Origin of the sequence: Nocardioides sp. Soil796 (assembly GCF_001429525.1) — a bacterium.
Lineage (GTDB): Bacteria > Actinomycetota > Actinomycetes > Propionibacteriales > Nocardioidaceae > Nocardioides.
Genome location: NZ_LMSQ01000018.1, coordinates 19,767 through 32,742, shown reverse-complemented (window position 1 = coordinate 32,742; position 12,976 = coordinate 19,767). Strand labels below are relative to the sequence as shown.

At 69.7% G+C, this 12,976-nt stretch carries 15 protein-coding genes; 8 read left to right on the top strand and 7 right to left on the bottom strand.

Going from position 1 to position 12,976, the window contains the following annotated elements; genetic code table 11:
* Positions 1 to 109: 109 nt before the first annotated feature.
* Entirely contained in the window at positions 110 to 916 is an 807-nt protein-coding gene (locus tag ASH02_RS11625; protein ID WP_057294814.1) for a hypothetical protein, read from the bottom strand.
* 60 nt (positions 917 to 976) lie between these two features.
* Positions 977 to 1,177 (bottom strand): hypothetical protein, encoded by a 201-nt coding sequence (locus ASH02_RS11620; RefSeq protein ID WP_156409757.1) that lies wholly within the window; start codon positions 1,175 to 1,177, stop codon positions 977 to 979.
* A gap of 32 nt (positions 1,178 to 1,209) precedes the next feature.
* Here ASH02_RS11620 and ASH02_RS11615 point away from each other — a divergent pair, with 32 nt between their 5' ends.
* A complete protein-coding gene (locus ASH02_RS11615) occupies positions 1,210 to 1,701 on the top strand; it encodes a hypothetical protein (RefSeq protein ID WP_057294812.1) in 492 nt (163 codons plus the stop codon).
* A gap of 54 nt (positions 1,702 to 1,755) precedes the next feature.
* Positions 1,756 to 3,423, top strand: coding sequence for an ABC-F family ATP-binding cassette domain-containing protein (locus ASH02_RS11610; protein WP_057294811.1), 1,668 nt, complete (start codon positions 1,756 to 1,758; stop codon positions 3,421 to 3,423).
* Between the two features lie 145 nt (positions 3,424 to 3,568).
* Here ASH02_RS11610 and ASH02_RS11605 read toward each other — a convergent pair whose 3' ends face one another.
* Positions 3,569 to 4,156 (bottom strand): hypothetical protein, encoded by a 588-nt coding sequence (locus tag ASH02_RS11605; protein ID WP_056681372.1) that lies wholly within the window; start codon positions 4,154 to 4,156, stop codon positions 3,569 to 3,571.
* 63 nt (positions 4,157 to 4,219) lie between these two features.
* On the opposite strand from ASH02_RS11605, the gene ASH02_RS11600 reads away from it, so the two are divergent.
* Together ASH02_RS11600 and ASH02_RS11595 are read left to right on the top strand one after the other, a co-directional pair.
* Positions 4,220 to 5,011, top strand: a complete 792-nt coding sequence (locus tag ASH02_RS11600) for a GNAT family N-acetyltransferase (RefSeq protein WP_056684820.1) — start codon at positions 4,220 to 4,222, stop codon at positions 5,009 to 5,011.
* Between the two features lie 110 nt (positions 5,012 to 5,121).
* Complete coding sequence (locus tag ASH02_RS11595) at positions 5,122 to 5,787, top strand: snapalysin family zinc-dependent metalloprotease (RefSeq protein ID WP_057294810.1); 666 nt, start codon at positions 5,122 to 5,124, stop codon at positions 5,785 to 5,787.
* A 45-nt stretch (positions 5,788 to 5,832) separates the two neighbouring features.
* Here ASH02_RS11595 and ASH02_RS11590 read toward each other — a convergent pair whose 3' ends face one another.
* Positions 5,833 to 6,063: a hypothetical protein gene (locus ASH02_RS11590; RefSeq protein ID WP_056889840.1), complete on the bottom strand. Its 231-nt coding sequence runs from the start codon at positions 6,061 to 6,063 to the stop codon at positions 5,833 to 5,835.
* 212 nt (positions 6,064 to 6,275) lie between these two features.
* Between ASH02_RS11590 and ASH02_RS11585 the strand changes: the two genes are divergently transcribed.
* From ASH02_RS11585 to ASH02_RS11575, 3 genes are read left to right on the top strand one after another with little or no spacing between them, the layout of a single operon-like run.
* Positions 6,276 to 7,103 (top strand): 1-acyl-sn-glycerol-3-phosphate acyltransferase, encoded by an 828-nt coding sequence (locus ASH02_RS11585; protein ID WP_056889839.1) that lies wholly within the window; start codon positions 6,276 to 6,278, stop codon positions 7,101 to 7,103.
* On the top strand, positions 7,103 to 7,531 hold the full coding sequence (locus ASH02_RS11580) for an SRPBCC family protein (protein WP_056889838.1): 429 nt from the start codon (positions 7,103 to 7,105) through the stop codon (positions 7,529 to 7,531). Before ASH02_RS11585 ends, ASH02_RS11580 begins: the two co-directional genes overlap by 1 nt.
* A 29-nt stretch (positions 7,532 to 7,560) precedes the next feature.
* Positions 7,561 to 8,574: an SGNH/GDSL hydrolase family protein gene (locus tag ASH02_RS11575; RefSeq protein WP_057294809.1), complete on the top strand. Its 1,014-nt coding sequence runs from the start codon at positions 7,561 to 7,563 to the stop codon at positions 8,572 to 8,574.
* Between the two features lie 119 nt (positions 8,575 to 8,693).
* Here ASH02_RS11575 and ASH02_RS11570 read toward each other — a convergent pair whose 3' ends face one another.
* The gene (locus ASH02_RS11570) at positions 8,694 to 9,731 is read right to left on the bottom strand and encodes a fatty acid desaturase family protein (RefSeq protein ID WP_057294808.1); all 1,038 of its coding nucleotides are present in this window, start codon (positions 9,729 to 9,731) and stop codon (positions 8,694 to 8,696) included.
* A gap of 126 nt (positions 9,732 to 9,857) precedes the next feature.
* Between ASH02_RS11570 and ASH02_RS11565 the strand changes: the two genes are divergently transcribed.
* Positions 9,858 to 11,219, top strand: coding sequence for an FAD-dependent oxidoreductase (locus ASH02_RS11565; RefSeq protein WP_235539037.1), 1,362 nt, complete (start codon positions 9,858 to 9,860; stop codon positions 11,217 to 11,219).
* A gap of 40 nt (positions 11,220 to 11,259) precedes the next feature.
* Here ASH02_RS11565 and ASH02_RS11560 read toward each other — a convergent pair whose 3' ends face one another.
* Both ASH02_RS11560 and ASH02_RS11555 read right to left on the bottom strand, forming a co-directional pair.
* Entirely contained in the window at positions 11,260 to 11,952 is a 693-nt protein-coding gene (locus ASH02_RS11560) for a lysoplasmalogenase (RefSeq protein WP_057294807.1), read from the bottom strand.
* Positions 11,952 to 12,968 carry an FUSC family protein gene (locus ASH02_RS11555; protein WP_235529925.1) on the bottom strand — a complete coding sequence of 339 codons (1,017 nt, stop codon included), beginning with the start codon at positions 12,966 to 12,968 and terminating at the stop codon, positions 11,952 to 11,954. Before ASH02_RS11555 ends, ASH02_RS11560 begins: the two co-directional genes overlap by 1 nt.
* Positions 12,969 to 12,976 lie beyond the last annotated feature (8 nt).

Below are 12,976 nucleotides of genomic sequence, written 5' to 3'. Positions count from 1 at the left end.
TACTCCATCGACTCAGTTGACAAAACTCACGCGCACACACGCGTCGCTACCTGGACGGTGGCCTGGTGAGGGACGCCAGTGGCTGCGACGCCCCTCCCCGAAGGAAGGATCAGGGGATATAACGTTCCGGACCTTCCCAGGTGAAGGCGGAAATGGTCCGTTGAGTCAGGTCACCGATGGCTTTCAGGGTGGCGCTGCTGATCTCCACTTCGCCCATGTGACCGTCAGCCATGGTGCAGACGAATCGGTTGCCATTGAGACTGTTGATGACTGTGATGCCGCCGTCCGGCGCGTGGATGATGCCGTTGTCGATGGGCTGCAATTCAATCGGCTTGTTGCGGTTCCGTTTGCCCAGGATCCGTTCGTCCTGGTGCTGGCTGGTGTTCCGCACCGGCCTGACTGTGGGGAAGGCGCTTTCCCACTCGGTGGCAATGGCGTCGATACTTTCGGGTGCCCAGGGCTGCCTGGCCATGGTGGCGAGGGCCTGCACTACCCCATCGACGGCATAGAGGAACGCCTTGGCGTACAGGAATGGGACGGTGCGCAGGTACCCGTCCGGCCATACACCGTTGCGCCACCCTTGTCGTTTCAATTCCTGGGCCGCATCAATCCACGCCCGACGTTCTGCCGCACGGCGTTCTGCGTGGGTCAAGCCGGTGGGCAATTGGTCCAGCAACTCGGCTGCGGTCTCCCGCGTTGCTGCTCCTTGCCTTTCAAACTCGTCATCCCACACGTCATCAGGTGATGGTGGCGGCGGGGTCCCATTCTTGTGGGCTTCTTCGAAGAGGTGCAGGCTCACAGCAGCCTCGGCTACTCCGCTCTCCATGAGTCCCAGGAGGCTATTGAGTGCGAAGGCTGCCTCGTCGTCCATCTCGGCGACGAATGAGCCTGGGTAGTGAAGTTCGTAGATGTCCACGTCGCCATCATCGCTCCAACGTGCGCCGTGCCGGAGCGTTACGAGCGAGTCCAATCACGGCTATTCCTTCGGGCAGTCGGGGTCATGCACGTGCTCCACGATCCACCGCTGGCAGGCGGCAGGGGTGGCGACAGCGAACATGTCGCAGCAGTCGCAGGATTCGATGCTGGCGAGCATGAGGGTGCCGTCCAGGTTGGCCTGCGATTCGGTGGAGTCCGCTTCAACGTCTGAGGCACGTCGTACGATCTCATCGAGCGTCACGTCGTCCGGGCGACGCCGCACGAGGAGTGTCGATGAGCGAGCAGTCCGAAAAGCCCCAGTGGTTCATCGCCGCCGACGGCACGGTCCTCCAGACCTGGCCGCCCGGCCCCGACAACGACCGGTTGAAGTACCTGCGCCACGACACGAACCGGCGGCTGGAGCTCTCGGACCTCTACGCCCTGGACGAGCGCCTCGACGACTTCCAGAGCACCTTTGCCCGGCGTTCCAACGTGCTCCTGGTCGTGGCCGGGATAGCCGTGGTCGGCGTCGTGGTGGCGTGGCTCGTCCTGCCACGGGTGGGTGTCGGCACCACCGTCACGCTCGCCGTGACGGCGGTCTGCGTGCTGCTGTTCCTCGGCATGGGACCCCTGGCGCGGGCAGTCAGCGGGGGCGGGCGCGCGAGTCTCGACCAGATCTACCTCGACGCGGGGATCGTGTCGTCGAACCCCAAGGTCATCAAGGACCACGAGGCGCTGGCCCTGATCGAGGCTCCGGGAACGGTCGCCGGGCGCAAGTCCGGCTAGGTCGACCGGACGGCGGCCGGACGGTTGCCGACCGGCCAGTGACAGGATCGGACCATGACTGCAACCCTCGTGGCCCGGGGCCTGGCCGGAGGGTACGGCCACCGCACCCTCTTCGACTCCCTCGACCTGACCGTCGCACCCGGCGACGTCGTGGGAGTGGTCGGTGCCAACGGCGCCGGCAAGTCGACCCTGCTCAGGCTGCTCGCCGGCCTCGACGAACCACTGTCCGGGTCGGTGGCACTCTCACCGGCCGACGCTTTCGTCGGGTGGCTGCCCCAGGAGCACGAACGCGTCCCCGGCGAGACCGTCTCCGGCTACGTCGCCCGCCGTACGGGCTGCGCCGCGGCGACCGCCGAGATGGATGCCGCGGCGGCAGCACTGGCCGACCCGTCGGCCTCGGTGGCCACCGGTGTCGACCCCAACGACGCCTATTCGTCGGCACTCGACCACTGGCTGGCCAGTGGCGCGGCCGACCTCGAAGACCGCCTGCCGGGCGTGCTTGCCGAGCTCGGTCTCGACCTCGACGGGACGAACGTCGAGCATGCCCTGATGACCTCGCTCTCGGGCGGGCAGGCGGCCCGTGTCGGGTTGGCCTCGCTGCTGCTCTCACGGTTCGACGTCGTGCTGCTCGACGAGCCCACCAACGACCTCGACCTCGACGGGCTCGAGAGGTTGGAGGAGTTCGTGCACGGGCTCCGCGGCGGCGTCGTGCTGGTCAGCCACGACCGAGAGTTCCTCGCCCGCTGTGTCACCCGGGTCCTCGAGCTCGACCTCGCCCAGGGCTCCAACCGCGTGTTCGGGGGTGGCTACGACGCCTACCTCGAAGAGCGCGCGACCGTGCGTCGCCACCAGCGGGAGAAGTACGACGAGTTCGCGGAGAAGAAGGCCGATCTCGTCTCCCGGGCCCGAACCCAGCGCGAGTGGTCGAGCCAGGGGGTGCGCAACGCGATCAAGAAGGCGCCGGACAACGACAAGATCAGGCGCAAGGCCGCCACCGAGTCGAGCGAGAAGCAGGCCCAGAAGGTGCGCCAGATGGAGAGCCGGATCGCCCGGCTCGAAGAGGTCGAGGAACCACGCAAGGAGTGGCAGCTCGAGTTCAGCATCGGTTCGGCTCCGCGTTCCAGCTCGGTGGTGGCGACGCTCAACGACGCGACCTTCAGCCAGGGCTCGTTCACGCTCGGGCCGGTGTCGCTGCAGGTGAACGCGGGGGAGCGGATCGGCATCACCGGACCCAACGGCGCCGGGAAGTCGACGCTGCTCCGGGCGCTGCTCGGACAACAGTCACCGGTGACCGGCACGGCGAGCCTCGGCACCAGCGTGCAGATCGGCGAGGTCGACCAGGCACGCTCGGTCCTGGCCGGGTCCCGGCCCCTGGCCGCGGCCTTCGAAGAGCTCATGCCTGACCTGGCGTCGGGCGAGGTGCGCACCCTGCTGGCCAAGTTCGGGCTCAAGGCCGACCACGTGGGTCGCCCCGTCGACCAGCTGTCGCCGGGAGAGCGCACGCGGGCCGGCCTCGCCCTGCTGCAGGCGCGGGGGGTCAATGTGCTGGTCCTCGACGAACCGACCAACCACCTCGACCTCCCCGCGATCGAGCAGCTCGAACAGGCCCTCACGGCGTACGACGGGGCACTGCTGCTGGTCACCCATGACCGGCGCATGCTCGCCAACGTGCACACCGACCGCCTGTTGCGGGTCGAGGCGGGCCAGGTCAGGGAGCTGTAGGCGCCCCGGGACACGCGGGTCTCCGGTCTGCAGGTTCAACCGCCGGCGTCGGGGTAGACACCCACCATGACCACCCCGACCCTGCTGCCGAACCCGACCGCAGTCGGCGTACCCACGCTCACCGTCGAGGACGGCGAGCTGGTCGTCAGGGAGCGATGACCCGGGCGAAGTAGGCCTCCACCTGAGCGGCCGACCAGTTGCGCGACTCCCGCAGGCCTTCGGCCAGCATCGCGAGGTACGCCGGGGTGGGCCGCGTGTGCGGGACGGCGTCGAACCCGTGGGGTGCGGTGAAGGTCAGCATCGGCAGACCGTCGCGGCGGCCGACCTCGATCAGCGTCTCGTAGTGGCCGGGCCCGGCCTCGTGGCGGCCGGTCTCGAGCCCGTTCATCACGACCTCCTCGAGCGGATCCCCGGGCTCGGGGATGCGGAACATCTCCTGGGCGGCCACGTCGGCGAACTGCTCGGCGGTGATCAGGTAGGCGCGCGCCTCGGTCGGCCCGGGCGCGTCGTGGTCGTAGAACGCCACGCCGCCGCCCCAGTTCGCTGACTCGCCCGCGAAGTACAGCCGCCCCGGCAGCACGACGGGCACGTCGTGCACCGGCAGGGTCGCGTCGCGCGCGCCGACGTACGTCGTGACGGCTCCGCGCGGCCGGCCACCGGCGATGTACGTCGCGAGGCGGGTCCGGCTCATGTTCGAGCCGTAGCTGACGTACCAGACCTGTGCATCGCTCATCGGGCGCCATTGTGCCGGAAATGCGGTGGCACTCCGAAGCGGCCGACTGCCAGAGTGGCGGCCATGAACCCTGACGAGCTCCTGGCCGCGTACGACGAACAGCTGCGCACCGACGCCGAGACGCCCGGTGCGGCGTCCGTGACCCGCCTCGGGCCGCTGCGCCTCGTGACGTTCGCGGGAGGCCGCGGGTTCATCACCTACCAGGACCTCGGCGACGCCGACGCCGACGAGATCCGACGGCTGGTCGGCGAGGCGCTCGAGCACTACCGGGCAGACCCCGGGATCACCAAGGTCGAGTGGAAGACCCGCGGCCACGACCGGGCACCCGGACTGCACCAGGCACTGCTGGAGAACGGGTTCGTGCAGGAGGAGTCGGAGTCGATCATGATCGGCGAGGCGAAGCTGTTGGCCGGCGAGGTGGAGCTTCCCGACGGCGTGACGCTGCGGAAGGTCACCGAGCCGGACGACGTGCTCGCGATGTGCCGGATGCAGGGTGAGGTCTTCGGCGACGAGCCCGGCGACGCCGAGCAGATGACCCAGGCCATGCTGTCGCGGCTGGCCAAGGACGACGGCATGGAGCTCTGGGTCGCAGAGGCCGACGGGGTGATCGTCAGCGCCGGCCGTCTGGAGCCGGTCGCGGGCACAGAGTTCGCTGGTGTCTGGGGTGGCTCGACCCGCCCGGAATGGCGTGGCAAGGGCATCTACCGCGCACTCACCGCGGCGCGTGCCAACTCGGCGCTGGCCCGCGGGAAGACGCTGATGAACAGCGACTCGACCGAGTTCTCCCGACCGATCCTGGAGCGCTCCGGGCTGCTGAAGGTGTCGACCACGACGCCGTACGAATGGCGGCGCTGAGCCACAACTGTCAAAAGTCAAAACGCTGCGCACCGCAGACGGGGGAGCGTCCGCCGGGTTAGGAACGAGAGGCAAGGCAACTCTCGGGAACAACCTGGAAGGACATTCCCATGGCCATCAGGACACCGCTCGCACTCCTCGCAGCGGCTCTCACCTTCGCCGGAACCGCAGCAGTTCCGGCAGCCACCACCACGGCGTCGGCTCCCACGACTGAGCGCTCCGGCGGCTCCTCGGCGTACCTGCCCAACGACCTGGACAAGGAGCAGAACCAGCGGCTGGAACGGCAGCTCGCCGCCGCCAAGGCCCAGGCCCGGGCCGACAAGGCGGACGGCGTCGCCAAGGCCCCGGCCGCCGTCACGACTGTCTACTACGACGCGACCGACGCTCCGTCGTTCGCCAGCGAGGTCTCGGGGACCGAGCAGATCTGGAACTCGTCGGTCGGCAACGTTCAGCTCGTCGAGGACCCGAGCCGCGCGACCCTCTACTTCGAGGAGGGCTCGTCGTCCAACGGGTCCTACTACCAGGGCGACGGCCACGGCAGCGGCCTGATCTTCATCGACTACGACCAGGCCGACGTCTACGCGCCGCTGCGCATCGTCGCCCATGAGACTGGCCACGCGCTCGGCCTGCCCGACCGCTACACCCAGCCGTGCTCGAAGCTGATGTCCGGTGGTGGCCCCGGCCCGTCGTGCACGAACGCCTACCCGGACTCGGTGGAGTCCGCGGAGGTCGACACGATCTGGCAGTACGGCGTCGCGCTGCGACCCGCGGCCTGAGGCTCGGCGCTGGCTCCTGACCGTGCGTTCTGCCCGGGTCCGGAGTCAGCGGGAGTCGCGGTTGCGCGGGTGGGACCGTGCCGTGCGCTCGTTGCCGTGCTTGTAGTTGCCGGTCAGCCGGGCCATCAGCTCCTGGGCGTCGCCATCCTCGACGTCCTCGAGGAACTCGGCGGCGCGACGGCCCCGGAGCACGCCGGCCGGCCTGCCGTGGTGGGTGATCACGACGGTGCCGTCCTTGCGGACGGTGTGGTCGAAGCCCTCCGGTGCGTTGCTCACCGGGCCAGTCAACCGTCGCCGTACGACGACCGCCACCGCTTTTGCGTGGGGGCCGGCGACTCAACCGCGACCCCGGGTGCGGCCGGCGACCAGGGCCTCGCCGTCACGCCCGGGGTGGGCGTGAGACCTCGCCCACGTGACCGTCACCAACGGACCGCTCGCGCGTTGCACCTGATGGCCGCACACCGCGGCCACGATGAGGAGTACGACGCGTGGGACTGCCGTTCGCCCGATTGCTGGCGCCCCGGCCCGAGGGGCTCGAGGGGCGCGACCCCGACTTCATCAGGCGCATGCTGCCGCGACTGTGGCTGGGCACCAGCCTCTACTTCCGTCCCGAGGTCAACGGCTTCGAGAACGTGCCCGACGAGCCGGTGCTGTTCGTCGGCAACCACAGTGGCGGAGCCAACATCCCCGACACCTGGGTGTTCACGCTGGCCTACCACACGTACTTCACCGTCGAGGGTCGCCCGCTGGCCGGCCTCGGGCACAAGATCATCGCGATGACGCCGGTGGTCGGTGACTTCGCCCGCAAGTTCGGCATGGTCACCGCGGGCAACGAGAAGGCAGACGAGCTCTTCGCCGCAGGCGCCTCGGTGATGGTCTATCCCGGGGGCGACGTCGAGGCCCTGCGGCCGTGGCGCGACCGCAACAAGATCGTCTTCGACGGGCGCAAGGGCTTCCTGCGACTGGCCCACCGCAACGACGTGAAGATCATGCCGGTGGTCGCGACCGGCGGCCAGGACACGTTCTTCGTGCTCAACGACGGCCGCGCCACCGCGAGATTCCTCAAGCTGGACAAGCTTCTGAGGCTCAAGACCCTGCCGCTGTCGATCAGCTTCCCGTGGGGGTTGCTGCCCGGCGACCTGCCGCACGTCCCGCTGCCGGCGAAGATCCGCATCCAGGTGCTCCCGCCGATCGACCTGCGCGAGCTCTTCGGCGACGACCCCGACTGGGACGAGGCCTACGACTACGTCACCAGCCTCATGCAGGTCGGCCTGTCGAACCTGGCCACCCGCACCGTGATCCCGGTGCTCGGCTGATGGCCACCAACGTGACCCGCACGGTCGTCGTACGACGCCCACCGGAGGAGGTCGCCGCCTTCGCCACGGACCCGGACCGGCTCTTCCCGATCATGGGCGGCATCGACCGCTTCGAGCGCCTCGGGGACGGCGAGTACGACGTGTTCCTCGACATCGGCACGATCCACGTCGGCGGTCGCGTGCTGCTCGAGAACCCCGACTCCCGCACCCTCGTGTGGCGTTCCGTGCGCGGCACCACCAGCGACTTCCGGCTCGAGGTGACCGACCACCCCGACGGGTCGTTGGTGACCTCGTCCCTGTCCCTGCGGCTCAGCGGGCTCCTGATGGCCCGGCTCTCCGAGATCCTCGGGCGCGGCATCATGGCCCGGCACCTGACGGCCGGCCTGGAGCAGCTGCGCCACCACCTGGAGTTCGACCGCTTGGCGTGACCTGGGCCACATCTCCGCGTTGAGCAGGCATGAAGCCTCGCCTGCAGGTGTCCGGAATCGTCCTCGCTGCCCTGGCCCTCGGTGCCTTGGCCCACGGTCCCTCACCGGCGGTGGCCGCCGGCTCCGCGGCGGAGATTGCCCAGCCTGCACAGGCGAAACGCGTCTACCGGGAGTACGTCTCCCTCGGCGACTCGTGGTCGGCCGACGTGAAGCTCGCGGACCTCAACGGCACACCCGACACCCGCCACGTGCCGCTCGGGTGTGCACAGTCGCAGACCAACTACCCGAAGCTCCTGGCCAGGCAGCTGGGCGTCAGGGTGCACCGGGACGCCACCTGCGGGTCGGCCACCACCGACGACTTCTACCGGGCCCAGAAGCTGCCGACCGGCCAGACGAACCCGCCCCAGTTCGCGCGGCTGACCCGCACCACCGACCTGGTCACCGTCGGCATCGGCGGCAACGACGCGGGCATCGCCTCGGCGGCACTCGACTGCCTGAGCCTCCTCCCGCAGGCCCTGCCGCTTCCCGCTGGGACAGTGCCGCCGCTGCCGAGTCTCGGAGTCCCGCTGGTGCCGGGCCAGCTGCCGCTCGGCGGCTGCAAGGAACGCTTCACGGCCGGGGGAGTCGACGTGCTCGCCAAGCAGATCGAGGCCTCCGAGCCCAAGCTGGTGCGTGCCCTGCGCCAGATCCACCAGCGCTCACCGAGGGCGCGGATCCTGATGGTCGACTACCTCGCCGCCGTACCGACACACACCTGCTACCCGCAGCTGCCGATGACCGAGTCGGACCGTGCCTACCTCTACCAGAGCTTCCGCAGCCTCAACGCGATGGTGAAGCGGGCCGCGCGAAAGGGCGGTGCCGAGTTCGTCGACACCTACACCCCGTCGATCGGGCACGACGTCTGCGCCCCACCGGGCAAGCGGTACGTCGAAGTGGTCGGACTGTCCGTCAACGGTCCGGGCGTGGGAGTGCCCGCCCACCCGAACTCCGCCGGCGCCGCGGCGCAGTTCCGCGCGGTGCTCGAGCAGGTCCGCAGCCGGTGAGCGGTGCCCGCTGACAGGCGATTCGGGTGGACGGCAAGCGCAACCAGCCAGGCGTTGAGTGCACGATTTCGGTCGTTTCCGGGCCTGGGCACGACATGAATCGTGCGCTCGCGGTCGGCTCAGGCAGCGCGCAGCGGTTCGCCGACGGAGTGCATGTGGCGCAGGGCGATCGTGTAGGACTCGACCAGCCCTGCCTCGGCGTACTCCACGCCGCGCTCGACGCAGAAGTCCCGCACCATCGGCCGTGCCTGGCGCAGGTTGGCGCACGGCATGCTCGGGAACAGGTGGTGCTCGATCTGGTAGTTCAGTCCGCCGAGGGCGACGTCGACCACCGGGCCGCCGCGCACGTTGCGCGAGGTGAGCACCTGCTTGCGCAGGTAGTCGGGTTCGCGGTCGCCGGTCAGCGTCGGCATGCCCTTGTGGTTGGGCGCGAACGAGCAGCCGAGGTAGAGGCCGAAGACGGCCTGGTTGAGCAGGATGAAGGCGATGGCGAGCCCGGGGGAGAGCACGGTGAAGACCAGGCTGAGGTAGATCGCGAAGTGGGCCAGCAGGAGGCCACCTTCGAGGCGGCGCTCCTTGAGGCCCGGCTCCAGCACGGCGCGCACACTCGAGATGTGCAGGTTGAACGCCTCGAGGGTCAGCAGCGGGAAGAAGAGGAACGCCTCGTACTTCCCGATGAAGCGGGCCGCCCCGCTGGCGTTGCGGGCCTGGTCCTGCGACCAGACCAGCAGGTCGGGTGAGACGTCGGGGTCGAGCTCCTCGTGGTTCGGGTTCGCGTGGTGACGGGTGTGCTTGTCCATCCACCAGCCGTAGCTCATGCCCACGCCGAGGTTGCCGACCAGGCGACCCGCGATCTCGCTCGGTCGCCGGGTCCGGAAGACCTGGCGGTGCGCGATGTCGTGGGCCAGCAGGGCAAGTTGCGCGAACACGACAGCGAGTGCGACGGCCGTGACCAGCTGCCACCAGGTGCTCCCGATGGCCACGAACGACGCCCAGCCCACGACGACCGCCGTGCCGAGCAGGGCGAAGCGTGCGGCGTAGTAGCCGGGGCGGCGGTCGAGGAGGCCGGCATCGTCGATGCGGCGCCGGAGCTCGGCGAAGTCGGATCCGCCGTGGTCGCGGCGGCTGGACGGCTCGGTCTGCAGGTCGATGGTCATGGTTCGAGTCAACGCCTCTTTCTGGTCTGACGCGAGGGCGCTCGGTCCCGTCCCCGGGTGGTGCCAGCACCACTGTCGATCATCGGGCTGCCACGATGGCGGCACACGACTTCCGAGGAGGCACCCGTGCAGGAGCTGGAAACCGACGTACTCGTGGTCGGCTGGGGCAAGGCGGGCAAGACGCTCGCCGGCGCCCTCGGCCGGGCCGGGCAGCGCGTGGTCATGGTGGAGCAGTCCGACGAGATGTACGGCGGCACGTGCATCAACATCGGCTGCGTGCCGACCAAGGCGCTGGTGCACCAGGCGGAGGGACGCCGCGAGGGCGACGACCCGCAGGCGTGGTTCACCGACGCGGTGGCCTTCCGCGACACCCTCATCGGCAAGCTGCGCGCCAAGAACTACGAGATGCTCGACGTCGTCGACACCGTCACCGCGCTGACCGGACGCGCGACGTTCGTCGACGAGCACATCGTCGAGGTGACCGGTGGGGACGACGTGCTGCGGGTGCGCGCCGACACGATCATCGTCAACACCGGCTCGGTGCCCGTGCTGCCCGACCTGCCCGGGTTGGTCGACAACCCGGTGGTGCACACCAGCACGACCCTCCAGCACGTGCATCCGTTGCCGGCCGAGCTGGTCGTGGTCGGCGGTGGGCCGATCGGTCTCGAGTTCGCGGGCATGTTCGCCCGGTTCGGCTCACATGTCACTGTGCTCGACCGCGGCGCCCGCCTGCTGATGCGCGAGGACGAGGACGTCGCGGACGCCGTGCGTGGCTCCCTCGAGGAGGTCGGTGTGACGTTCGTGCAGGGCGCGAAGGTCACCGCGATCGACGGCGCCGTCGTCCGGCACGAGGTCGACGGCGAGGACCGGGAGATCACGGCCGATGCCGTGCTCGTCGCCGTCGGTCGACGCCCGGCCACCGACGGGCTCGGACTCGACGCGGCCGGCATCGACGTGACCGAGAAGGGTGCGATCGCGGTCGACGAGCACCTGCGCACCAGCCGACCGCACGTCTTCGCGGTCGGCGACGTCAACGGCGGACCGCAGTTCACCTATGTCTCCTACGACGACCATCGCATCGTGCTCGACCAGCTGACCGGGTCCGGCACCCGCACCACCGGCGACCGGGTCGCCGTGCCGACCACGACGTTCCTCACCCCGCCGTTGGGACGCGTCGGCGTCACGGAGGCCGAGGCCCGTGAGCAGGGGCGCACCGTGCAGGTGGCCGTGAAGCCGGTGGCCGCGATCGCCGCCATGCCCCGGCCCAAGATCGTGGGGGAGACCCACGGCCTGATCAAGTTCGTCGTCGACGCGGACACCGACGAGGTGCTGGGCGCAGCACTGTTCTGCATCGACGCGCAGGAGCTGGTCAACCTGGTCGCGCTGGCCATGCGCGCCGGGGTGACCGCCTCGCAGCTGCGCGACGGCATCTGGACCCACCCGTCGAGCACCGAGTCGTTCAACGAGGTGCTGGCCGGGCTCGCCTGAGCTGTCGCCAGTTCGAAACTGGCGACGGGTCAGCTCAAACTCACGACGGGTCAGTGGGAACTGGTGACGGGTCGGTGGGTTGCTCGGTCTTCTCCTCGACGCCGAGGACGATCAGCACCTGCGCGATCACATAGGTGAGCATCACCCAGAAGTCGCTGTGCGGGATCTCGAGGTCGCTGAACGCGTCGAGGGCGATCATCGCGTCGGAGACCAGGAACGTCGTGCCGCCGACCCAGACCAGGCCGTTGACGCCCGTGGCCAGGACCGCCATCGCGCCGAGGCATCCGCCGTAGATGAGGACCGGGATCAACAGGACACCGGCGCCGGCTGCGCACAGCGTGACCAGCACGACGACGAACACGACGTACGGCGCCAGCGCGATGCGTCCGACGTGCAGCACCGAGCGGTCGGCGTACGGCAGGAAGGCGTTGACGTAGGTGAGCTGGGCCAGCAGGAAGCAGCCGACCATCACCAGGAAGTCGGCGTCGCCGGAGAAGAACCCGGGCAGGGCGTCGCCCAGCCACGAGAAGACCAGTGCCAGAAGGGTGAGCCGGGCCAGTCGGCTGCGGCCCGAGCGGGTGTCGAGCCACAAGGCCCCGGCCAGCAACGGCATCAGCAGCCACTGGGTGCCGTCGGCAACCCGGCCCTGTGCCATCCACTGCGCCCACAGGTGGACGCCGGTCACGGCCGAGAGCAGTCCGAGCAGGGCGACGGACAGGAGGGGACGCGGCATCAGGCACGACTCCGATCACGGGTGAGGTATCCGATCAGGATGCCGATCGCGACGCCGATCACGGTCTCGACACCCCGGTCGAAGAGGAGGGTGCGGGTAGGGATGGGTGCGGCCAGGTGCACCATCAGCAGGGCCAGCGGGGTGATGACGACCAGCGCGAGTGCGTAGTTGCGACCGACCAGCAGCTCGGCGCCCACCTGCAGCACGACGACCACCAGGATCAGCGCCAGACCGCCCGGGTCGAGCCAGAGCAGGAACCCGGCGGTGAGCAGTCCGAGACCGGTGCCGACGACGCGCTGGACGCCACGCACCGTCTGGGGGAGCAGGTCACGGGCGGCCAACGGCACCACGGCGGAGACCATCGCCCAGTAGGGGTGCCCGATGCCGATCGCAGTGGCCACGCCGCCGGCGACCACCACGCCGATGACATTGCGGGCCACGTGGCGCCCGGCCGCCGAGCTGCGCCTGGGGTGCCACGCCGACACCTGTCCGCCGGGTCGGCGTACGGCACGCCAGAGGTGCCCCGTCGAACCGATCGCGACGGCGAAGAGGGCGGCGCTGCCCGCGACCAGGCACCCGGTCACGATGTCGCCGGGTTGCGCGGGGATCGACGCGACTGCCGCGAAGGCGAAGATCATGAACAGCGGCCCGGGCGGGTGCCACTCCTCCAGGTCGGAGACCCACGAGCCGACCCCGGCGACCAGACCGGCCACCGGTACGGCGAGCCAGGCCCGGTGCGGCGACATGCCGACCAGCACGCCGACCCCGACCGACACGGTGAGGGCGAGCGCGAGGGTCAGTTGCAGCTGGAGCCGGGCGCGCCCGGTGCGCTGGCGTCCGTAGAGGGAGGTGAAGGCGCCGAACGCTGCGTAGATGGACCAGTCGAGGTGGCCCATCGACCACAGCACGACCAAGGGCACGAACACCGAGACCCCGGCCCGCATGGCCACCCGGTGCGCGCCGCCGTGTGGCCCGAACCGGAGGGCGTCACGGGCGATGTCGCGGTGTCGGATCACGGCCCCCA